Annotated in this window: 21 protein-coding genes, 4 tRNA genes and 1 pseudogene; 2 read left to right on the forward strand and 24 right to left on the reverse strand. The window is 39.2% G+C overall.

What is annotated here, in order from left to right; all coding sequences use genetic code 11:
• From J576_RS18590 to J576_RS18680, 19 genes are all read right to left on the reverse strand, one after another.
• Positions 1-404: GTP-binding protein (locus J576_RS18590; protein ID WP_031959298.1), on the reverse strand; the 404-nt coding region annotated here is incomplete at its 3' end.
• A 159-nt stretch (positions 405-563) separates the two neighbouring features.
• Positions 564-638: transfer RNA gene (locus J576_RS18595), tRNA-Thr, on the reverse strand.
• 13 nt (positions 639-651) lie between these two features.
• Positions 652-727: transfer RNA gene (locus tag J576_RS18600), tRNA-Gly, on the reverse strand.
• Between the two features lie 36 nt (positions 728-763).
• Positions 764-847, reverse strand: a tRNA-Tyr gene (locus J576_RS18605).
• 56 nt (positions 848-903) lie between these two features.
• Positions 904-979 (reverse strand) — tRNA-Thr (locus tag J576_RS18610).
• A gap of 98 nt (positions 980-1,077) precedes the next feature.
• Positions 1,078-2,571 (reverse strand): anthranilate synthase component I, encoded by a 1,494-nt coding sequence (trpE, locus tag J576_RS18615; protein ID WP_002053173.1) that lies wholly within the window; start codon positions 2,569-2,571, stop codon positions 1,078-1,080.
• A gap of 108 nt (positions 2,572-2,679) precedes the next feature.
• Positions 2,680-3,348, reverse strand: a complete 669-nt coding sequence (locus J576_RS18620) for a phosphoglycolate phosphatase (protein ID WP_002053177.1) — start codon at positions 3,346-3,348, stop codon at positions 2,680-2,682.
• Between the two features lie 65 nt (positions 3,349-3,413).
• Positions 3,414-4,043: an FHA domain-containing protein gene (locus J576_RS18625; protein ID WP_002053191.1), complete on the reverse strand. Its 630-nt coding sequence runs from the start codon at positions 4,041-4,043 to the stop codon at positions 3,414-3,416.
• Positions 4,044-4,083: 40 nt separating this feature from the next.
• On the reverse strand, positions 4,084-6,360 hold the full coding sequence (gspD, locus tag J576_RS18630) for a type II secretion system secretin GspD (RefSeq protein ID WP_002053167.1): 2,277 nt from the start codon (positions 6,358-6,360) through the stop codon (positions 4,084-4,086).
• A gap of 41 nt (positions 6,361-6,401) precedes the next feature.
• Positions 6,402-7,241 carry a type II secretion system protein N gene (locus J576_RS18635; RefSeq protein ID WP_002053163.1) on the reverse strand — a complete coding sequence of 280 codons (840 nt, stop codon included), beginning with the start codon at positions 7,239-7,241 and terminating at the stop codon, positions 6,402-6,404.
• Complete coding sequence (gspN, locus tag J576_RS18640) at positions 7,241-7,984, reverse strand: type II secretion system protein N (RefSeq protein WP_002053171.1); 744 nt, start codon at positions 7,982-7,984, stop codon at positions 7,241-7,243. The genes J576_RS18635 and gspN overlap by 1 nt, the downstream gene beginning before the upstream one ends.
• Before the next feature lie 331 nt (positions 7,985-8,315).
• Positions 8,316-8,642, reverse strand: a complete 327-nt coding sequence (locus J576_RS18645; RefSeq protein WP_002053185.1) for an H-NS histone family protein — start codon at positions 8,640-8,642, stop codon at positions 8,316-8,318.
• A 194-nt stretch (positions 8,643-8,836) separates the two neighbouring features.
• The gene (locus J576_RS18650; RefSeq protein ID WP_002053145.1) at positions 8,837-9,277 is read right to left on the reverse strand and encodes an acyl-CoA thioesterase; all 441 of its coding nucleotides are present in this window, start codon (positions 9,275-9,277) and stop codon (positions 8,837-8,839) included.
• A gap of 7 nt (positions 9,278-9,284) precedes the next feature.
• The gene (locus tag J576_RS18655; RefSeq protein WP_002053190.1) at positions 9,285-10,478 is read right to left on the reverse strand and encodes a hypothetical protein; all 1,194 of its coding nucleotides are present in this window, start codon (positions 10,476-10,478) and stop codon (positions 9,285-9,287) included.
• A 9-nt stretch (positions 10,479-10,487) separates the two neighbouring features.
• A complete protein-coding gene (locus J576_RS18660) occupies positions 10,488-11,327 on the reverse strand; it encodes a hypothetical protein (protein WP_002053161.1) in 840 nt (279 codons plus the stop codon).
• A gap of 8 nt (positions 11,328-11,335) precedes the next feature.
• A complete protein-coding gene (locus tag J576_RS18665) occupies positions 11,336-12,103 on the reverse strand; it encodes a uroporphyrinogen-III synthase (protein ID WP_002053165.1) in 768 nt (255 codons plus the stop codon).
• A 4-nt stretch (positions 12,104-12,107) separates the two neighbouring features.
• Positions 12,108-13,025 (reverse strand): hydroxymethylbilane synthase, encoded by a 918-nt coding sequence (gene hemC / locus J576_RS18670; protein WP_031951281.1) that lies wholly within the window; start codon positions 13,023-13,025, stop codon positions 12,108-12,110.
• Between the two features lie 99 nt (positions 13,026-13,124).
• The gene (locus J576_RS18675) at positions 13,125-13,865 is read right to left on the reverse strand and encodes a LytR/AlgR family response regulator transcription factor (protein ID WP_002053138.1); all 741 of its coding nucleotides are present in this window, start codon (positions 13,863-13,865) and stop codon (positions 13,125-13,127) included.
• Positions 13,866-13,925: 60 nt separating this feature from the next.
• Positions 13,926-15,065 carry a sensor histidine kinase gene (locus J576_RS18680; protein WP_002053148.1) on the reverse strand — a complete coding sequence of 380 codons (1,140 nt, stop codon included), beginning with the start codon at positions 15,063-15,065 and terminating at the stop codon, positions 13,926-13,928.
• Here J576_RS18680 and argH point away from each other — a divergent pair.
• Both argH and J576_RS18690 read left to right on the forward strand, forming a co-directional pair.
• The gene (gene argH / locus J576_RS18685; RefSeq protein WP_002053189.1) at positions 15,056-16,489 is read left to right on the forward strand and encodes an argininosuccinate lyase; all 1,434 of its coding nucleotides are present in this window, start codon (positions 15,056-15,058) and stop codon (positions 16,487-16,489) included. The two genes, J576_RS18680 and argH, sit on opposite strands and share 10 nt — an antisense overlap.
• 9 nt (positions 16,490-16,498) lie before the next feature.
• Entirely contained in the window at positions 16,499-16,768 is a 270-nt protein-coding gene (locus J576_RS18690; protein ID WP_002053140.1) for an oxidative damage protection protein, read from the forward strand.
• Positions 16,769-17,083: 315 nt separating this feature from the next.
• Here J576_RS18690 and phoU read toward each other — a convergent pair whose 3' ends face one another.
• The 5 genes and pseudogenes from phoU to J576_RS19955 all read right to left on the reverse strand — a co-directional run bounded on the left by phoU (position 17,084) and on the right by J576_RS19955 (position 21,623).
• Positions 17,084-17,806: a phosphate signaling complex protein PhoU gene (phoU, locus tag J576_RS18695; RefSeq protein WP_031995556.1), complete on the reverse strand. Its 723-nt coding sequence runs from the start codon at positions 17,804-17,806 to the stop codon at positions 17,084-17,086.
• A gap of 108 nt (positions 17,807-17,914) precedes the next feature.
• A complete protein-coding gene (abuO, locus tag J576_RS18700; RefSeq protein WP_031951280.1) occupies positions 17,915-19,261 on the reverse strand; it encodes a multidrug efflux outer membrane protein AbuO in 1,347 nt (448 codons plus the stop codon).
• Positions 19,262-19,340: 79 nt separating this feature from the next.
• Entirely contained in the window at positions 19,341-20,246 is a 906-nt protein-coding gene (locus J576_RS18705; RefSeq protein ID WP_002053137.1) for a DMT family transporter, read from the reverse strand.
• Positions 20,239-20,421 (reverse strand): annotated as a pseudogene (locus tag J576_RS18710) (TetR/AcrR family transcriptional regulator); the annotation flags it as partial. The pseudogene J576_RS18710 and the gene J576_RS18705, both read right to left, overlap by 8 nt.
• A 57-nt stretch (positions 20,422-20,478) precedes the next feature.
• A protein-coding gene (locus tag J576_RS19955) for an IS3 family transposase (RefSeq protein WP_085944219.1) occupies positions 20,479-21,623 on the reverse strand; the annotation gives its coding sequence in 2 pieces (ribosomal slippage) (positions 20,479-21,359 and positions 21,359-21,623; 1,146 coding nt in all).
• Between the last annotated feature and the right edge of the window lie 73 nt (positions 21,624-21,696).

Consider the following 21,696-nt stretch of genomic DNA (forward strand, 5'->3'; position numbering starts at 1 on the left):
AAGAATACGATGATGTAAGGTACACCAACCTGACGAGAAAGAAGGATGTGTTCACGAGTTTGTGGCATTGGACCGTCAGTCGCAGCACATACAAGGATCGCGCCGTCCATCTGAGCAGCACCAGTGATCATGTTTTTAACGTAATCGGCGTGGCCCGGGCAGTCAACGTGTGCGTAGTGACGAATTGGAGAATCGTATTCTACGTGTGAAGTATTAATTGTAATACCACGTGCTTTTTCTTCAGGTGCTGAGTCGATTTGCGAGTAATCTTTCGCTTCACCGCCGTAAGTTTTTGCACAAATAGTTGCAATCGCAGCAGTTAAAGTTGTTTTACCATGGTCAACGTGACCGATTGTACCCACGTTTACGTGTGGTTTATTACGTTCAAACTTGGCTTTAGCCATGATGATCTTCCTCGTTTACGTCGAACCAACTACAAATGGCGCTGAACTAACTCAGCTTATCGACATATCGCCTAAAAAACAGACACCCAATACTTGAAAAGCAGACTATATAGCCTGCTTTCTGAAAACTTTGTGGAAATCCACTCAAACTTTAATATCTGGAGCTCTTATCGAGATTTGAACTCGAGACCTCTCCCTTACCAAGGGAGTGCTCTACCACTGAGCTATAAGAGCGACTATCCTTCGATGGAGCGGGAGACGAGGATCGAACTCGCGACATGCAGCTTGGAAGGCTGCCGCTCTACCAACTGAGCTACTCCCGCAACGTTGGTAATAACCACTTCATTCGAAGTTTAGGATGGTGGTGAGAGAAGGATTCGAACCTTCGAAGCTTTCGCAACAGAGTTACAGTCTGCCCCCTTTGGCCGCTCGGGAATCTCACCAATATCGCACTTATCTACAGTGCTGTTCTTTACTCATTCAACTTAACACTTTAAAATGGTGCCGGCACACGGATTCGAACTGTGGACCTACTGATTACAAGTCAGTTGCTCTACCAACTGAGCTATGCCGGCGTTTCTTAGTGTTTCGTACGTTTCGTATCGGAACGGTGTGCAGTTTAGCAAAACTTCCAAACGATGCAAGCGGTTTTTTTAAAAAAACCGCTAAAAACTCATAAAATCAATCCGTTTGATGATAATTCAACCGCTTTGATCACTGCGCGAGCTTTTATTTGGGTTTCATTCCACTCAGATTCTGGATTTGAGTCAGCAACAAGCCCTGCTCCAGCTTGCACATACACTTTTTTATCACGGATAACACAAGTACGGATTGCAATCGACATATCCATTTCACCATGCCAACCTAAATATCCCACTGCTCCACCAAAGACACCTCGTTTTACGGGCTCTACTTCATCAATAATTTCCATTGCGCGTATTTTTGGGGCACCGGATAAGGTTCCTGCCGGGAAGGTTGCCTTAAATACATCAAGTGCATCGATATCATCACGCACTTCACCTTGCACATTTGAAACAATATGCATGACATGTGAATAGCGCTCAATTACCATTTGATCTGTTACTTGGACCTTACCAATTTTTGATACACGCCCTACATCATTTCGACCAAGGTCAATCAGCATCAAATGTTCAGCAATCTCTTTTTCGTCAGAAAGCAAATCTTTTTCTAGTGCAATATCTTCTTCTTTAGTTTTACCGCGTGGTCTGGTTCCCGCTAACGGCCGAACCGTAGCAATACCATTTTCTAAACGAGACAAAATTTCTGGTGAAGAACCTACTATATGAAATGGTTTTTTATCAGTAATCGTTTGGCCTTGAACTAAAAATAGATAAGGTGAAGGATTTAGATGACGTAATGCACGGTAAACCTGTAAAGCTTCTCCATCAAATTCGGAAACCATGCGTTGCCCTGGAACAACCTGCATCACATCGCCAGCACGAATGTATTCTTTAACTTTTTCTACTGTCTCTAAAAATTTTGCTTTACCAGTGATCGATTCAAAATGTGGAGGTGTATGCGGCTTCGCTTGCAAACTAACTGGTGTTGCCAACAGTTGTTCTAATTGATCTAATTTTTGTTGAGCATCATTATAGGCGTTACTCTGCTCTGCATCCGCATGAACAATTAAAAATAACGTATCTTTAAGATTGTCAAAAACAATAACCGTCTTTGAAAGCATCAACCATAAATCTGGAAGCGTAATTGGATCGGCTGTAGGAACATTCTTTAAACGTGGCTCGATATAACGGACTGCGTCATAGCCCAAATAACCTACTAATCCGCCTGTAAAGCTTGGTAAATCTGGTAATAGATCGGCTGGGGGTACTTTAAATTGTTTTTGGAATTCACGAATGTATTGAAATGGATCTAGACAATCTTGTTGTGTGATTGATCCATCAGCATGCTGTATAGATAAAACACCAGCATTGCAGGAAAAAACTGTTGATTCACCCAATCCAATCATAGAATAGCGAGCCCAGTTCTCTCCACCTTCAACTGATTCAAACAAGTAAGCTTGTGTTTGATCTTTAAAGCGGGCAAAAACCGATAATGGAGTTTCAGTATCTGCCAATCGTTGACGATAGACTGGAATAGTATTGTAACCAGCAGTTTTAAGTTGCTCAAATTGCGCTAATGTTGTCATGAATCTTCTCTAATATGGTTTCGATTTAAAAGTGTGTTTTTCTAGATTCGAGTTAGACACGCCATCGAAAAACCATACGCTTATTCATTCTTATCTCCATTTTCTTCATTAGACAATTAACTCAGCAAGACTATCAACAACTTGCTGAGGTTGGCAATCATAGATATTTTCTCCATGATTATAGCCATAGCTAACCACAATACAATCAATTCCGGCACGGCGGGCAGCTTCAATATCATTACTTGAGTCACCAATCATTAAAGACTGTGAAGCAGATGTTTTTAGGCTTTCCATGCAATGTAATAATGGTAGTGGATGCGGTTTTCTTTCAGGTAAACTATCTCCTCCAAGCACAACTTGAAAATAAGGAGAAAGCTCTAAGGCATCCAACAGTCCCTGAGCAAGCTTGACGGGCTTATTGGTAACACATGCCATTTTTATATTCAAAGTTTGGCAATGTTTCAAAAATTCAGGTACACCTGGGTAAATTTGAGTATTTACACACAGCTCTGCACCATATATGTCTACAAACTTTTGCAATAAAACCTGATGTTGTTCAGCATCCAATTTTCCAAATATATGAAGCAGAACACTTTCACAAAGTTTTGAAGCCCCTTTGCCTACCCATTCCCGTATTTGTGCTTCTGTTACTAATGGCCAACTGAGTGATTGCAGACTTAAGTTCATAGACCGATATAAATCGGCAGCAGAATCAACCAAGGTTCCATCCAGATCAAATAAAATTAAATCGCGCTTACTTAGTTGTGCAACAGACATTTTCTTCTACTCAAAATTAAAAAGGCATGCGTTTAGCATGCCTTGATTGTAAAAGCACCAACGAATTATTTAAAGAATAACCATGCCAATACAGCCAAAATCACTAAAATAATAATAGTAATTAAACCAATAGATGCATTCTTTTGCTGCTCTTTTTCTTCAGCTACACGAGAAACAGGTTCTTCAATAGCAACCGGAGTTTGCTCAGGCTGAGCATGAATATTCACTCCTTCAGGAATCGGTGCAGGTTTTGGAATAGAAATATTCTGCGGCATACCATCGTGGCGAACTTCCACCTCTGCAGCACGCTCTGCAAGGCTTGGCATGCCTTGATCACTTAAATCTTGTGCCGGTGCAGCTTGTACTGGCTCTGCTTTAATTTCAGGTAAATCATTATTTTCTTGAGCAGGCGCTAGTACTGAAAATTTAAAACTTGCAAATTGAACAATATCGCCATCATGCAGCTGCTTTTCTTGCTCAATACGAATATCGTTTATAAATGTACCATTTGATGAATTAAGGTCTTGCACCCATAACAATTGGTCCTTTAAAAGCAATGCCGCATGGCGACGCGAAATTTCAGCGGCCTGTAATAGCAAATCAGCATCTTGATGACGTCCCACCAACATATCACGATCAATACTAATTTCTTGACCAGTAAATTCACCAGTAATTGCTTGTAGTTTCCAAGTCATGCCTATGTCCTATTCATTTTTTATCAATCATAACATGCTACTACGGTGCCGTGCTTGGACGCAGTGTCGTTGTTGTTACTGTATTTTTAGTTCGATTCACTTCCGGATCAGGTAATTGCAAGGTCTGTTTCTGAACAGCAGGCTCTACCGCCACTGGTGTGGTTATGGTCGTGCTTTTTCCACCTGATGGAACCTGTTGATAATTTTTGGATTGAGTTCCAATACTTGGTGGTGTCATTTTTTGATTGTAAACATCATCAACCTGCTCAGGTAATTTTGCGAAATTACCATTTTTATCCATAGCCAATTGCAAGCTATAAAGCTGATTATAGCGCTGCTGAGATAAACGGCGAACATCATTCGCATCGCCTACAATTGTTGGGTGAATAAAGACAAGTAGATTACGTTTTACATTACTTCTATTATCCGATCGGAATAATCGCCCCACATAAGGGATACTACTCAATCCTGGTATACCTTGCCTTGAAAGTGATGTGTCATCTGATACCAAACCACCCAGCACTACAGTCTGCCCATGTTCCGCCAAAACAGCTGTTTTAATAGCACGTTTACTTGTCACCAAGTCAGCAGCTTGCCCACGACTATCCTGAACAGCAGAGACCTCTTGCTCTACTTCCAGACGCACTGTACCGCCTTCACCAATATGTGGAATAACTTTTAATGTTACACCGACGTCTTTGCGTTCCACAGTAGTGTATGGATTAATACCCGTACTATTGGTAGTGACTGATCCTGTGACAAATGGAACGTTTTGACCTACAACAATATAAGCTTCTTCATTATCCATCGTTACAATGGATGGCGTTGAAAGTAAGTTTGATTTTGTATTGGTTTTGAGAGCTTGAATTAATGCACCATACGCCTTACGAGAGTTATCAAAATTACCCAATCCTAAAGTTGCACCATTACCTTTATTAGCTCCATTAGCGATAGCAGATGCAGCTCCAGCCGTACCACCCGATAAATAACCAGCAGCTATAGAAGATAAACTCGCCCCTACATTACTAAAGCTAAGTAAACCAATTCCACTAGATAAATCGCCAAGTGCCCATTGAATTCCAAGTTGATCTGCATCATCTCCAGAGACTTCAATAATTGCGGCCTCGATGAGCACTTGTTGACGACGGACGTCTAGTTGTTGAATTGCAGATTCAATTTCACGCATTAATTGGGGATCAGCTTTAACCACCAATGAGTTCTGAGCATTATCTGCAATGATACTTACACCATTTTGGTTAAAGCTGGTGATATTGTTCTGATTACTATTGTTTGAATTACCATTTAGGTTGATTGATGGGGTAGATATTGAACTACCATTTGAACCCGACGTGTTTGAACTAGAATTTTGGTTATTCCCAATCAAACCATTAATCGAATTTGATGAATTAGATGAGTTCTTATTGTTGCCAGAAGAAGATACTGCTTGACCAGTGACTAGTCCTTGTAAAATTTCTGATAAATTTTTAGCACTCGCATATTTTAGTCTAAAAACTTTTAAGCCACCCAAACGATCAGCAGAAGGCACATCCAGCATTTCAATCATATGACGAATGCGCTTACGTGTTTCTGGATCACCTTTTACTAAAATACGGTTTGTTCGGTTGTCTGCAATAATACGAATACGAGCACCACTAAAATCTTTAGATGCACCTGTTGCGCTCATTGCTTCAAGTTGTGTGATGATTTCTTCTGCTTGGCTCGACTGAAGATTGATCGCTTCAATATCGTTTTGCCCAGTCCCGTCTAAGTTACGAATAATATTTTCAAGCTGATAGATATTTGCGGCACGGTCCGAAACAATCAGTGCATTGGTCCCTGCAATCGCAGCCATATGCGCAAACTGGGGCATTAAAGGGCGAAGTGCTGGAATTAAGTCATTTGGATTAGTATTTTCAAGCCAAATCACTCGTGTAACGATTTGATCTCCACGAACCCTATTTCTAGCATCATAAGGAATTCCTGAGTTTTTAACGTTGCTATCCGGCACAAGCTTAATCGTATTACCAGAAGGAATTGCAACAACCCCATTTACATTTAAAACCCCAAGAAATAGGTCATAAACTTCATCTTTATTTAATGGCTTATTAGAAATAACCGTGACATTACCACGTACTCTTGGATCTACAGCGAAGTTCTTTCCTGTAATGTCTGCAACTTCATTAATAAAGGCAGTTAAGTCAGCATCACGTAAATTGATCTTCCATGTTTGGGCATAGGCACTGCTACTCACTGTCGCAATCAATGGGGCTGCTGCAAGTAATGCCCAAAGTGGACGTTGATGATTCAATAAAGCCATAACTCGCGATATTTCCTAACTCTTATGGTGACGTGTTATCACTAAAAATTTTGTTGTATGGTCATCACTTGATCACCACGTTTTATTTCTATTTTTACTTGCCCTGCTCGACGAGCTTGTTCAAGTAATTGCACATCCGTTTGCCCTTGCCCAACCGTTTGACCATTTAAAGAGACAATTCGATCGCCAGGTCTTAAACCTAACTTATTTCTAAGCGCAGTCGGTGTACGTTCTGTAACTTCATAACCTTCACTTGAGTTGCCACTGACCCCCATATCTTTGAGGTACTGCTCTCGGTTACCTTGCATCTGCTGAATCGCTTGCCCTAGGGCTTGTTGAGTCGTATTTACAGGTGCCGCAGGTTGAGAAGGTGTAGTAGGTTGTTGTTGTGAAGCATCTGGCGTCATCGGTTGATATAAACCATTTGGCAAACCTTTAAACTCAAGTTCGCGGGTACTGCCATTTCCTTGACGTAACACCACATGATCCCAATAAACTTCTGCCAGTTGGTAAGAAGTAGAACCAATGGTTTCACCAACCCGATAACGCTCAGCAATATTATCAACTTTAATAACAGCCGAAGAGAAGCGGTTTGGATAACCCACCATTACGCCTTGTAATTCTAGATTCACACTTTCCTGAGCCGCATTGGCAGAAGGTTCATTAAAAAGTGAAAAAGTACTAATGTTTGGTATTTGTGCCTGCTGAGAACCGAGCTCTACCCGATCAAACTGCATCATTTGTGGAGGAGCAATCACCAACCAAAAAAATGAAGCCAATTTCCAACACAACCATAAAATTAAAATGGCTAAGACGACTACACTAAGTCGATCTAGCTTTTGCCATTGTAATTGCTGTAATTTATCAAGCCATGCTTTCATTAGTTACCACCTTGTAGTAATGGTTGGCGAGAACTAATGACAAAAGTGTCTAAACCAGCTTTTCCGTCATAAGATGGAACGTTAAGCAATAAACGCTGCGTGAGTTGAACATCAAGCATCATATTGGCATCAAGTAAAAGATTCGCCATTTTTTGATTTCGCTGATCACGGATGTCAACTTGTAGCTGTCCATTGTGGTCAGCCAACTGCCCACTTAAAGAAGGCATGTTCATACGATCTTGACGATCACCAATATTATAAACTAGCGCTCCACCACCCCAATGCAACTGTCCATCAACCGCTGCAAAGCCTTGCTCTTTTTTATAATTAAATTGGATATCTTTAAGTTGAATACTATTTACAGGCCATTGCCAGTTCACAATCTGCTTCAGTGTTTCTGGAGCAACTTGACCATTCATATTTCGTACAATTACTTTTTTGCCAAAACCATATGCCATGATTCCCGCTAATTGTGTATTACCGCTATGAATATCAAAATCTGCAGCAAAGCGTAATAAAAGTAAATCTAGAGGTCTCGTTTTCCAGTGAATGGTTCCCCGTAAAGCACCACGATGCCAGTCTGCTTGCCCCTGCCAGATGTTGCCACTTACATTATGGACAGTTTGATTATTTTTTGAAAATTTAGAGATAAGCCAAGTCGCCGGAATCTGTAAAATAATAAAAATTAAAAATGCAATGAGGGCAAAAAACCACCACTTCCATTGCTTAGACTTTTTCTTCATTCAGCCTTACCAACATGCAAATTATCGTCCTTATATGAGAGTTCCTCTCTAGTCTGACATTATGCATACTTTTTCAACATCGCCAATTCACTTCATATAAAAAAACCAAGCAATCAGGCTTGGCGTCTTCTTAAAGACTATAAGTTGTACGTATGACAAAATCATGAAAATTGACGATTGATCTCACTAAATGCAAATTTAGTCTCAACAATGTATTTATTCAGGAATTTAAACACTTTATTGAATACTTTATTTTTTAAATAAAAGTTTTAATTCTTTTTAAAATAAAAAAGCCAAGCTAAATCGCTTGGCTTTTTAAGAAGCAATACAATTAGATTAAGAAATCTTCAAGTTTTGCACCTTTTTCGATTTCAGCAACTAACCAGCGTGGTTGTTTACCGCGACCAGTCCAAGTCTCTTCAGAGTTGTTTTTGTTACGGTAGCGTGGTTCTACAGATTTACGTGTTGTTTTCTTACGTTTTTGAGCACCAAACTCAAGAAGTTGTTCAACACTAAAACCTACATTTTCAGCAATCTCGATAATTTGATTATATGCATCTTCAATTGCTTGATCTTTTTTGCTTGCAATTAAAGCTTCTGCTTCTTCTTGTAAGCGTTTTAACTCTTCAACAGATAATTCACTAATATCCGGTTTCATTAATAAATACTCCAGTCTTACAGACAATTCAAATAATACAGACAAAATTTAAAAACATTAAATCATAACCAATAGTATTTATAATCTATTCAATAAGCAATAGTTTGAAAGACGAGTTCGTCAGAATAATGCTATAAATTTACTTTTTAATTACATTAATAATTATAATTGAAATATATTTTCTTAATATTTATTTAAGCTAAATGTATTAAGTCATGTCCTACTGATTTTTCTAATTCAATAATTTTACTTTTTACTTCATTTGGTATTTCACATTTTAAACCTGTAGATTTATCTACACAAACCATTACTGCTTCAGCTGCAGCAACGATTTGCTGCTGCGTTTCACTCCATAATATATAAGCCATACGGAATGCGCTATTGCGCATCTCTTCTACACGAACCCCTACTTTCAATACATCTGGATAAAACACAGGTTTTAAATATTTGCACTGACTTGAAGCAACAACAGTATATATATTTGGGGTCAATATATTTACATTTTCCATATATAAAATACGTGAGCTTTCAATATATCTATAATATTGTACATTATTGACATGACCAAAAGCATCCATATCTCCCCATGCTACTTTCTGGTCGTATATTACAGGGTAGACAGACAGTTCTTTCATTTTTACCTCATATTTTAAATTTTAAAAAATTCGCATCATTTTCAAAGATTAGGTTTAACTGTTTGATTAACTCATCATCTTCTTTTAAGGTTGATTTAATACGTAAATAGCTCATTAAAATATTATCTGGGTATAAACTTAATAATATTTCCGCTTCAGCTTGACGCTCCGTTGCCATGTAAACATGCCATTTTGCAAATGTTAAAACCGGCAAATTCATATATTGAGATTCGAATTGATTAATCTTTTCCTCAACATCTGCATAGTCAGGAACCTGCTTAAGCAATTGTTGCTGAAACCATAAGTAAAATACGTCTGGATCAAATTGCTCTTTGAGTAAATGCAAGGTTAATGCTTCATGCTGAATACTCATTTCTGGCATACGTGCCAAAAGTTTTAGCCATAGCAATTTACTACTATAAGGTCTGGTTTGAATTTCAGACTCTAAATCTAGATAGCGCTGTTGCAGTGCATGTAAATCGTCTACCGAAGCTTGATCGAATTGTTGAAGAAGCTGTTGCAACCATAAATCACGATGCTCAGCATCCAATAATCCATACTTCATTGAACGCAAATATACCCATGGTTGCTGTAAAGCAAGCTGCCCCCATAACGCGGTTAATCGTTGTTGATATGCAGTCTCGATCTCTTCAAGCCAAGGTGATAATTGATGTTGATATAGAAACTCAAGATGAGTTAATGCACGTTCAGCTTCATTTTGAGCTAAAAATATTTCAATACGCTGCAACTCGGCTAATTCAAAAGCCATTGGTGGGGATTGATCTAAAGCATCTAATGCTTTTTGATAATCTCCACTTAAAACCAAAAACTTGGCATCAATAATATTTTTTAAAAGGCCCGACTGAGTAAAAACGCGTTCGATAAATACCCGTTGGTCTTCGGCCGCTTCTAATAGCCAGACAATACCTAATTGCTCATAAGGATGAAGGTTTTTAAATTGAAAAATATTTTCTCTTTTCCTCTGTTCACGCGAGGAATAACGTTTAATCCAAAGCCATATTAACTGAGCAATAAAACTCATCACAACAAAGGTAAGGACTAAGCCCCACACATTTGTTTGCAGTTGCAATTGACGCCAGTAGATATAGACGTAACCCATGCCGTAGCCATAACTCAATAAAGCTAAAGCCGCAAAAAGTACTAAGCTAATGAGTAGATAAACCCATAGGAGATGTTTCATATGTCCTCCTTATGAGCCTAATAGACCAAGAGTTGATAATTTAGGCACAGGCACGATAGATAAGTGAGCCACTTTAGCAATACGGTTTTTCAATTGTTGACTGGTGGCGTCTGGCAGTTCATTTAGTTTTTGCATTACTGATTGCAGCTCATTTTGATACTCTGCCATCTTTCCTTGATTTAGTGCCTGCTCAGCAATTAAGAGTCTTAATTGCACTTCTTTAAATACAACACTTCGATTCATTAAATTAATAGACGGCGTTTCTACTTTTTCAATACGGAACCATTTTTTCCACCAAGACACTGCCTCGGATTGATCCATTTCAAGTTTAGGTTGAGCTAATGCTTGTTGAATATTCTTATCAATAGTTTGCAGTAAATCATCAATCAATTGATGACGCTGATTTTGAGCAATTACGTATTGCTGTATTGCCTGTTTATCCTGTTCAATCGCCTGATTTAAACTGTGTTGTAATGCCGGGGCAATTTCATATTGTGATAAGGATTGTTGTAGCTGAGTTAAATGATCTACCGCAAAAATAAACTGTTGTTGATCTATCGCAAACTGAATTAAATCTAATTTTTGTTTAATGACCACCGTTGGCGCAATACCAGTATGAATGATTTCATGATTTGTTAAAGGTGCTGTTTGAACGTCACTACTCGACTGAGTCTGTGTTTGTCTTTTTAATGCCACCAATTGATCATTTAAATTGGCATACTGCTGCTCCGATTGCAGTAAGCTCTGCTGAAGCTCAGGAACAGTACGAGAAATTTGCCACATATCGTAACTGAGCTTAGCCAACCAAGCGATGCTCAGCAAAATGATGATAGAAACAAGTTTTCTCATACGAATCCTTATAATGCCTGAATGTGATGAATCATCCCCGAAGGCGATAAATTTTCAAGTTGAATAATGTGAAAATAGGCCTGTTGTTGATCGCGATATTTTTTTACAAGTTGAAAAAGACGTGGCCCTAAAACCAAATATACACAATCAGGTTGTACATTATTTTTTAAACAAAGCTCTAACCAATATTTCCAGCTTGCCTCACTGGTAATTAAGACAAGCCATTTTTCTAAATTATAATTTGAATTCTGTGTCAGATGTTTGAACTTTGAATATGAAACTTCTGGGCACTGCCTGCGATATAGAACAAAATTCAAAATCTGAATGCCTTGCTGCTGCAAAGTTTCCATCATAAATTGACGGCCACCTTCACCTCTCCAAAAAGCCACACTACCCGTCTGTCGCATATTATGAAGAATAGGAAGATTGAGCATGCCTTCAGACGTTTCAACATCTGGAACATGTGCTTCAACTCCATATTCATAAAGACGATGTGCCGTAGCCTGTCCGACCGCAATCCACTGAATATGTTTTAAGTCGTCTAGCTTTAAACCACTTTGCTTTAAATATTGCATCCCCACATCAACAGCAGTGGGGCTCACAACTACAATCGCTTGTGCGCCAGATAACTGCTGATAGAGTTGAGCGAGTGATTCTAAAAAAGGTTGAGCAACCAGCTCTAAAAGAGGTAAAGACTCGACCTGAAACCCCTTATTTTGCAAAGCTTGAGTTAATTCAGCCGCACGTGAATCAGGTCGAGTATTAATAAACAGCATAACGTTAGTAAAGGGCCTTTAATAAATCGCCAGCGCCTTGTTCAAGTAAGTTTCGAGCAAGGTTTTCACCTAATTGCTGAGCATTGTGTGCTTCATCTGTGAGTTCAGCACGCAGTAATGTTTGCCCATCAGGACTTCCGACGCGACCTTCAATATGAATTTTGCCATCTTGTAAGGTTGCATAGCCCGCAATCGGTACCTGACAACCACCTTCAAGATAGGCATTAAAAGCACGCTCAGCACGCACACAAACATCAGTCTCTGTATGTAAAAGAGGTTGTATTAAAGCCAATACGTCTTGATCATCTGCACGACATTCTAAACCAAGAGCGCCCTGCCCAACCGCAGGCAAACTTACACTTGGCTCGATACAGTGACGAATGCGTTCTTCTAACCCTAAACGTTTTAAACCAGCACTCGCCAAAATAATCGCATCGTATTGACCATCATCTAACTTACTTAGACGAGTTCCAACATTTCCACGTAAATCAATAATTTGTAGATCTGGACGTTGTTTTAAAATTTGTGATTTACGACGTAAACTTGAGGTGCCAACTTTTGCTCCTTGCGGCAAATCAGCAAATTTTTCAAATTGATTCGAAACAAAAGCATCTAAAGGATCTTCACGTTCGCAAATGACCGCTAAAGTTAAACCTTCCGGTAATGCCATCGGAACATCTTTCATTGAATGTACAGCAAGGTCGGCACGACCATCTAAAAGTGCTGCTTCCAACTCTTTAACGAACAACCCTTTACCACCAATTTTTGCTAAAGGTGTATCTAAAATTTTATCGCCCTGCGTGACAAACTTAACCAACTCCACCGTTAAATCTGGGTGAAGCTCCTGTAAACGGGCACGAATATGTTCTGCCTGCCAAAGAGCAAGTGGGCTTTGTCGTGTAGCAATTTTCAAGGTTTTCATAAATTCAAGCATGGGCTGGTCAAACAATACACCCTAAACTTAACTTGATCCCTTAAAATTGCAAGTAAAATCTCACTGACAAAATAGGATGCTGACTCGTTAAAGTTGGTGTATTCGCTCTCTAAGGGTAGATAAATGACGGCGGCTTACAGAAAGTCTTTCATCCAAGCCACGTAATCGAACCTGATACTGACCTGAACTCACAAGCTCTAAACCATCTAAATAAGCAATTGAGACCAAAGCATTTCGATGAATACGAATAAACTGATCTGCAAATTCAGTTTCAAGTTCTTTTAGCGTTTCATCAATCAAGACATTGCCATTTTTATGTCGTACCGTGACATATTTCTGATCTGCCAAAAAATAATAGATATTTTCAACAGGAATTAGCTCAACACCGCGATAGGTTTTAGCAGCAATTTGATGTCTTTGCGTTTTTAAATCCTGCAAAAGCGTAGGATTAGGTAAGGCACTGAGCTGCGCTTGAGTAAGTTGAGTTAATTGCTTAAAAACCTGCTCAAGTTCTTGAGGGTCAATCGGTTTAAGAAGATAAGCTTGTGCCTGTGATTTAAATGCATCTAGAGCATGTTGATCATAGGCTGTGCAAAATACGATAGCAGGTCGAGGATTAAGCTGACTTAATTGCTCCGCACAGACGAGACCATTCATACCCGGCATTTGGATATCAAGTAAAATCACATCCGGTTGATGAAGCCGTGCCTGTTCCAAGGCATCTTGGCCATGATGAGCTGTTGCGACAACATCATGTCCCATCTTTGAAACTAAACGTGATAATCGTTCCACTGCAAGTGGCTCGTCATCACAAATTAGCACCTTCATTCATCCTCCTTGTCACCGTTAACTTGGTCCATTTTTTTATGGTTAACTCTGACTGACTTATTATTTTGATTGGTAGTGATAGCTCATAATAGTGGTATATAAAGTTTCACCCTTATACACCTGGAACCTAACAGAGTTCCCATAATACGCCTTCAAGCGTTGCTTAACATTTTCAAGAGCGATTCCATGCCCTTTCCGTGATTTTATTGTATCGTCTGTATAAGGGTTGGTAATGACTATACTGACCTGATTTTGCAATATTTCAACCAATACCCCAATGGTTGCTTTACCTATCATTGGTTCGACCCCATGAAAAATACTATTCTCTAACAAAGGTTGTAATGTCAATAAAGGAATCGTGACCTGCTTTAATTGCAAAGGTTCAATTTCCATTTTCCAGTCAACTTGTAAACGCTCACCTAAACGTATTTGTTCAATTATTAAATATTGTTTACTAAGCTCAATTTCTTCATACAAGCTTACCAATTTTAATTCCTGAAAACTCGCTCTAAATAAACGTGACAGACTAATCAGCATGCTTTCTGCTTTATCTGGGTCTATCGTAATTAAACTCACCACATTATTTAAACTATTAAATAAAAAATGAGGATGAATGCGTGCTTGCATAGCCTGAATACGGGCATTTAATTCTGCATATTGTTGATGCAACCATTGTTCCCGAACATATAAATAGCGCAAACAAAATGCTCCAAGTAATATTCCATAACTTAAATATAATGGGACATGAGTAAAATAAATACTCCAGTCCTGTCCTGTAGCAGACATCCTTTTCAAAATTCCGAATTGAAAAAAATTAGTTATGATGGTGGTCGCCACCACAATCGCTTGCAACAAGACAAAACCAATGGCCAAAGCATATTTTTGCTGAAGCTGACTAAAAAAATTTTGAAAATACTCAACTAAAGCAAAAAAAGACAAAATCACCCAGTTAATAAAAATCATATATTGTAAAAGGCGTGTCCCACTTAATGCGTGCCAAGACTGCGCTTCCGCCAAGGCTAGAACCAATGCCAAAACATTACTTGCAATAATTAATTCTAATAAGTGTTGCCAACGATCAATTTTCGTAAAAAAATAGGAGGAATTTTGATTTCGATATGCTGTAGAAAACAACTTTGTTTGTTGAGCTTCGGCAAGTGATATACTCTTTTTTATTTTACTGAGCCACCATGACCACATCTTCAAATCCCCCTAATTCAGCAGCCCCAAACCAAACCTCAGGTATGTGGGGTGGTCGTTTTTCTGAAGCGACAGACGCTTTTGTAGCAGAATTTACTGCCTCTGTTCAGTTTGACCAACGTTTTTATAAGCAAGACATCGCTGGTTCTATTGCGCATGCTACCATGCTTGCGAAAGTTGGCGTACTGACAGAAGCAGAACGAGACGACATTATTGAAGGTTTAAGCACCATTCGCGCAGAAATTGAAGCTGGAAACTTTGAATGGCGTATCGATCTTGAAGATGTTCACATGAACATTGAATCACGTTTGACTCAACGTATCGGCATTACAGGTAAAAAATTACACACTGGCCGTAGTCGTAATGACCAAGTTGCAACGGATATCCGTCTTTATATTCGCGACGAAATTGATGATATTTTAGGTTTATTAGAACGTTTACAAAAAGGTTTGTTGGGCTTGGCTGCCAAAAATGTAAACACTATTATGCCTGGCTTCACTCATTTGCAAACAGCTCAACCAGTAACTTTCGGCCATCACTTATTGGCATGGTTTGAAATGTTGGTTCGTGACACTGAGCGTCTTCAAGACTGCCGTAAACGTGTAAACCGTATGCCACTTGGCTCAGCTGCGCTTGCTGGTACAACCTACCCGATTGACCGTGCTTATACAGCCGAGTTACTCGGTTTTGAAGCTGTATCTGAAAACTCTCTTGATGCTGTATCTGACCGTGATTTTGCCATCGAATTTAATGCAGCAGCATCTTTAATCATGATGCACTTATCACGTATGTCTGAAGAACTTATTCTTTGGACTTCTGCACAGTTTAAATTTGTGAATATTCCTGATCGCTTCTGTACTGGTTCTTCAATCATGCCACAGAAGAAAAACCCTGATGTTCCAGAACTCATCCGTGGTAAATCTGGCCGTGTGTTTGGTGACTTGATTAGCTTACTTACGCTCATGAAGGGTCAGCCATTGGCGTACAACAAAGACAACCAAGAAGATAAAGAACCTTTATTTGATGCAATCGATACGGTTCGTGGTTCACTCATGGCATTTGCAGACATGATTCCTGCATTGGTTCCAAATATTGAAATCATGCGTGAAGCTGCACTTCGCGGGTTCTCGACTGCTACAGACCTTGCTGACTACTTAGTGAAAAAAGGCGTTGCGTTCCGTGATGCGCATGAAATTGTGGGTAAAGCTGTTGCATTAGGTGTGGCTGAAGAAAAAGATTTATCTGAGTTAACACTTGAGCAATTACAACAATTCTCTGACCTAATTACAGCAGATGTATTTGATAAAGCTTTGACACTAGAAGCTTCGGTAAATGCACGTGATCATATTGGCGGAACTTCACCAAAACAGGTTGAAGCTGCGATTGCCCGTGCCCATAAACGTCTAGAACAGTTATACGCTTAAGGATACAAAATGAGTCGACAAGTATTTTGCCGTAAATATCAAAAGGAAATGGAAGGATTAGACTTTGCTCCGTTTCCGGGTGCTAAAGGCCAAGAATTTTTTGAAAATGTTTCTAAGCAAGCATGGCAAGAATGGCTACAACATCAAACTACGCTAATTAATGAAAAGCGTTTAAACGTTTTTGATCCAGAAGCGAAAAAATTCCTTGAAGAACAACGTGAGAAGTTCTTCAATAATGATGAAAGCGTTGAAAAAGCAGAAGGTTGGAAGCCAGAATAATTCGTTTTTTCTAAGTTCATCATCATTAAAAAGGCGGGTTTATATACATAGACCTGCCTTTTTTTACGTGAAACTTACACAAACATATAAAGTCTTACATAGAGCGCACAGGACTCTACATGACATAAATTGGCTCACACCTTAATATCAATTCATAGCAAGTAAGACACGATCCCTGTCGTGTTTTCTCTTAATGCACTTGATTTTCTGTCCTGAACTTCCCCCCAAAGTTCGGGACATTTTTTTATCTATTATTTCTAAAAAATAAAAAAAGCCTTGTTTCAAACAAGGCCTTTCGATACTTCAACTCAAGTATTACTTTTCGTGAACTTTTGCTTCAATTTCTTCAATTTTAGTATGGCGAGCATCAAAACCTTTTGCCATGTAAATCACTTGTTCAGCAATGTTACGAGCATGGTCACCAATACGCTCTAAAGAACGTAAAACCCACATCACGTTAATTACACGTGCAATATGACGCGGATCTTCAATCATATAAGTCATTAAAGTACGTGTTGCTGACTGATATTCACGGTCGATGTCGGCATCTGCTAAAAGTACACGTAAAGCTTGATCGGCATCTAAACGTGCAAAAGCATCGAGAGCATCATGAATCATAACTCGTACTTGGTTACCAATATGGCGGGGTTCCATGTAACCACGAGGGGATCCACCCTCTTCACATAGATTTTGCGCAATACGGGCAATTTTTGCAGCTTCATCACCAATACGCTCAAGGTCGGTATTGGCTTTGCTCATTGCAATCACCATACGCAAGTCAATTGCGGCTGGATGGCGACGCGCCAAAATCAGTGTCAGACCTTCATCAATATCACGCTCATATTGATTGACTGCATTATCTTTAAATTGAACATCAATTGCTAAATTCGCATCTGTATCAAGCAAAGAATGAATTGCATTGGCAACCTGTTGTTCGACCAAGCCACCCATGGTCATAAACTTTGTGTTCACATCTTGCAAATCTTCATTAAATTGAGAAGAAATATGATGGCTTAACACCGGATTACTCGGACTCAAGGGAAGCCTCCAACATGATGGCGCAGAGATAAAATGATTGAGCATTAAAACACATCAATCATTAAATTTTTATGACAAAATTAAATTTCAGATAAAAGCATTTTTTTATTACTGATACGTTAACCAGCTGTTTAATTCGACCAGATCTTTTTCTCCTAGCTGACCTACAGCCGCTTTTAAACGTAATACATTTAATAAATAGTCATATTGAGCATTAAGATAATCCTGTTTTGCTGAAAAAGCATTACGCTGTGCTAATAAAACATCGACCATACTTTTTAAGCCCTCGTTATAACTTGCTTTTGAGGCTTGAGAGACAAGTGAAGAAGAGTCCATTGCCGCCTTTCTTGCTTCAAGTTTTGCACGGTCGGTATCCACCTGCATAAAAGCGCTTTTCACATCAACATTGGCACGGCGAATGGCCGCATCGAGCTGGGATTGCGCTTTATTTAAATCTATAGTGGCTTTTTTAATAGAGGTTCGGGTCTGTCCTCCATTAAATAAATTCCAGTTCATCTCTACGCCCACTTGGTCAAACTTCCCGTCAGTCGAAATCAGTGTTTCTGGTGTTTGTTTGGTATAACCATAACTCGCCACAGCATCTATTTGTGGATAAAGTGCAGCTTTTTCCACACGGCGTTGATCTTCAGCATATCGCTTTTGTAAACGGGCTTGCTGAATCTTTAGATTTTGTTGTTGGGCTAAGCCAATCCAGTCATCAAGCTGGGCTGGATAAGGCTTTTGAAAAGTAAAATCACTTCGCAGTACTGCAAGCTTATCTTGATAAGGGCCAATATATTCAGAGAGCTGTTCTTGAGCTAAAAGAAGTTGAACATTAGTTGCAATACGGTTGGCTCTGGCATTTTGATACTGGGCATTTGCCTCACTTACATCACTACGTGCCACCAAACCTTCTTTAAGCTTGGCATTCATCATATTGAGTTGTTCAAGTAAAGCCTTTTCTTCTTGTAAATATGCAGCGGTAAGTGCCTGCTGACGTAGTACATTAAAATAGGCTTCTGCCACGTTTAAAACATGATCTTGTTTTTGCAGGCGTAAAGTAATTTCACTAAGAGCAACTGAGGTTTTAACTTGTTTATAACCTTCCCATGCATCCATACGAAAAAGAGGCTGACGAGCAGATAAAGTTGCTTGTTTGGTTGTTGATGTATTACTTACCAAAGCATCGGACAGTCCCTCTTGATCAACACCGGGAAAATTTGAACGCTTTACGGTTTGGCTATTACGATTAATCTTTCCAGATAAGGTGACTGTAGGCAATAAAGCACCAGTTGCTAAGCCTAAATTGAGCTGATCTGCTTCAAATTGTTGTTGATTCGCTTGCCATGTCGGATCATTTTGCTTTGCGCGCTCATAAGTTTCAACTAAATCTAAAGCAAAACTCGGCGATGCAAAACTCCATAAACTCGCCACAAGCATTAATTTTATTTTCATTGTCTAAATCAACGATAAAACTTGGCTTTAAGACTAAGAAAAATTTGATTTAAACTCAAGCCAGTAAAAGTTTTCATTTTTATGTATTTTCAGGCTTTGATAACATCAAAATACAAATGAAAATCAAAAACATGCCTAGCCAGCCCCCCCATGATACATGTTCACCCACCAACACAATCGCAAAAATCGCAGCAACTAAAGGCTCAGATAAAGTTAACGTAGTCGCTTTGCTCGCATTTACAGTCTTTAGCCCAAAGCCGAAAAGTAAATAACCGAGGAACATAGGAATTAGCATCATATAGCCAGCCACAAGTAAATTTGTTGAGCTCTCTAATAAACCGCCCCCTGTAAGCAACAAAGTAGGAAGTAAAATAACTGCTCCGCCACCCATAATCATGCCCATTGCAGCTTTAGCAGCAATACCTCGGTCTATTAATCTTTTTGCAGCCCATGAATAAAGTGAATATGTTGCTCCCGCTACCAGCCCAAGAAAAATACCAAAGATTTTATTCCATTCATTTGTGCTCTCTTGTGCTGTGTGGCTTTCACCCATAGATAATAAACTTACTCCCATAACACCAAACACAAAACTCAGGAACCATGTTTTAGATAAAACTTTACGGTCAAAGAATCGCTCTAAAACTGCTGCAATGAGTGGAGCCGAACCAATTGAAACCACTGTACCAATCGTAATTCCGGCATAATGCATGGATGAATAAAAAGCTAAGGGATATATCCCAACTGCTGCAATGCCCAAAAGAATAATAGGAATATTACGCCTAATAAATTGCCGGTTTTCCCGTATAGCTCGTGATGCAACCAGAGCTTGTAAAAGGCCTCCACCGCCCATCGCTACAGCACCAATTGCCAGTGGTCCAAGTGTTGGGGCAAATGCTGCCGCAGTTCCTGTTGTCCCCCACAAAACAGAGGCAACTAAAATTGCAATTGTGCCACCATAACTACTATTTTTAATAAGGCTAATCATGTTGGCATTCTCGATCTAAAATATCTTCTGCCATTTGCCTCGCTAATTGAAGTTGACGGCTACTACCTTCTAGACCAGCTCTTGCCATAGAACCTTCTAAAAGAAAAGAAAGTTGTGAGGCGATATAGCTAATACGCTGTGAGTCTGGTATTAATTTTTTTAAATGCTCAGAGAGGTGGTCCCACATGTTTGAACAACTAAAAGCTTATTTATAAGTGATACTCTGCTCTAGTTAAGCTACCTTATTTTGTTGTGGTAGCTGGTCATAGTAAAACTCATCTGGAGTCATTTTGTCCAGACTCGAATGAGGTCGTTTCAAATTATAAAATTCAAAATATGCGTTTAATTGCTTCTTCGCATCCAAAACATTGCTGTAGGCTTTGAGATACACCTCTTCATATTTAACGCTCCGCCATAATCGTTCAACCATCACATTATCAACCCATCGACCTTTACCATCCATGCTGATTTGGATGTCATTTGATTTCAATACATCAATAAATGCATCACTGGTAAACTGACTGCCTTGGTCTGTATTAAATATTTCAGGTCGACCATATTTTTCAATAGCTTCATTTAATGTTTCTATGCAAAATGTAACCTCCATACTAATCGATACTCTATGCGCAAGTACCTTGCGGCTATGCCAATCAATCACAGCACATAAATAAACAAAGCCTTTTGCCATAGGGATATACGTTATATCCGTAGACCACACTTGATTACTGCGCTGAATAGCCAATCCTTTGAGCAGATATGGATATTTGCGGTGAGCTTGATTAGCCTGGCTTAAATTTGGTTTGCAATATAACGCATTAATGCCCATTTTCTTCATTAAAGTACGTGTATGACGTCGTCCTATATGATGTCCTTGACGATTCAACAAATCACGCATCATACGGCTACCTGCAAAAGGGTATTGCATATGTAACTCATCCATACACCGCATCAGCTTCAGATCTGATGCACTCACAGGTTTTGGGCGATAGTAATAACAACCACGGGAGACTTTCAGCAGCTGAGCTTGCTTAGATACTGAAATCTGAAGTGAGTCATCGATTAACTTTTGTGGTTGAAGCGGCCCAGTTTCTTCAACACACCTTCTAAAAAATCAATTTCTAATGCCTGCTCACCGATTTTTGCATGTAGTTTTTTTAGATCGATGGGTGGTTCTGTTGGAGCTTTTGATTGATCGAAAGCTTGCGAGGAAGCTGAAATCAGTTGATTTTTCCAGTCGATAATTTGGTTTTGATGAACATCAAATTCAGCACTCAATTCAGCAAGTGTTTTTTCTGCTTTAATCGCAGCAAGTGCTACCTTAGCTTTAAAATCATTTGAATGATTTCTTCTTGGTCTACGTGCCATAAAATACTCCATATATTGATGTTTATAACATCATTTGGGGAGCAAAATATCACTTATAAGTGTTGTTCAAATTTCCTGATCCACC

The organism is Acinetobacter sp. 766875 (genome assembly GCF_000582055.1).
Lineage (GTDB): Bacteria > Pseudomonadota > Gammaproteobacteria > Pseudomonadales > Moraxellaceae > Acinetobacter > Acinetobacter nosocomialis.

Excerpts from the sequence above, each read along its gene's own strand:
- trpE (WP_002053173.1), bottom strand. The coding sequence starts at position 2,571 with ATGACAACATTAGCGCAATTTGAGCAACTTAAAACTGCTGGTTACAAT.
- J576_RS18620 (WP_002053177.1), bottom strand. The coding sequence starts at position 3,348 with ATGTCTGTTGCACAACTAAGTAAGCGCGATTTAATTTTATTTGATCTG.
- J576_RS18625 (WP_002053191.1), bottom strand. The coding sequence starts at position 4,043 with ATGACTTGGAAACTACAAGCAATTACTGGTGAATTTACTGGTCAAGAA.
- gspD (WP_002053167.1), bottom strand. The coding sequence starts at position 6,360 with ATGGCTTTATTGAATCATCAACGTCCACTTTGGGCATTACTTGCAGCA.
- J576_RS18635 (WP_002053163.1), bottom strand. The coding sequence starts at position 7,241 with ATGAAAGCATGGCTTGATAAATTACAGCAATTACAATGGCAAAAGCTA.
- gspN (WP_002053171.1), bottom strand. The coding sequence starts at position 7,984 with ATGAAGAAAAAGTCTAAGCAATGGAAGTGGTGGTTTTTTGCCCTCATT.
- J576_RS18645 (WP_002053185.1), bottom strand. The coding sequence starts at position 8,642 with ATGAAACCGGATATTAGTGAATTATCTGTTGAAGAGTTAAAACGCTTA.
- J576_RS18650 (WP_002053145.1), bottom strand. The coding sequence starts at position 9,277 with ATGAAAGAACTGTCTGTCTACCCTGTAATATACGACCAGAAAGTAGCA.
- J576_RS18655 (WP_002053190.1), bottom strand. The coding sequence starts at position 10,478 with ATGAAACATCTCCTATGGGTTTATCTACTCATTAGCTTAGTACTTTTT.
- J576_RS18660 (WP_002053161.1), bottom strand. The coding sequence starts at position 11,327 with ATGAGAAAACTTGTTTCTATCATCATTTTGCTGAGCATCGCTTGGTTG.
- J576_RS18665 (WP_002053165.1), bottom strand. The coding sequence starts at position 12,103 with ATGCTGTTTATTAATACTCGACCTGATTCACGTGCGGCTGAATTAACT.
- hemC (WP_031951281.1), bottom strand. The coding sequence starts at position 13,025 with ATGAAAACCTTGAAAATTGCTACACGACAAAGCCCACTTGCTCTTTGG.
- J576_RS18675 (WP_002053138.1), bottom strand. The coding sequence starts at position 13,865 with ATGAAGGTGCTAATTTGTGATGACGAGCCACTTGCAGTGGAACGATTA.
- argH (WP_002053189.1), top strand. The coding sequence starts at position 15,056 with ATGACCACATCTTCAAATCCCCCTAATTCAGCAGCCCCAAACCAAACC.
- J576_RS18680 (WP_002053148.1), bottom strand. The coding sequence starts at position 15,065 with ATGTGGTCATGGTGGCTCAGTAAAATAAAAAAGAGTATATCACTTGCC.
- J576_RS18690 (WP_002053140.1), top strand. The coding sequence starts at position 16,499 with ATGAGTCGACAAGTATTTTGCCGTAAATATCAAAAGGAAATGGAAGGA.
- abuO (WP_031951280.1), bottom strand. The coding sequence starts at position 19,261 with ATGAAAATAAAATTAATGCTTGTGGCGAGTTTATGGAGTTTTGCATCG.
- J576_RS18705 (WP_002053137.1), bottom strand. The coding sequence starts at position 20,246 with ATGATTAGCCTTATTAAAAATAGTAGTTATGGTGGCACAATTGCAATT.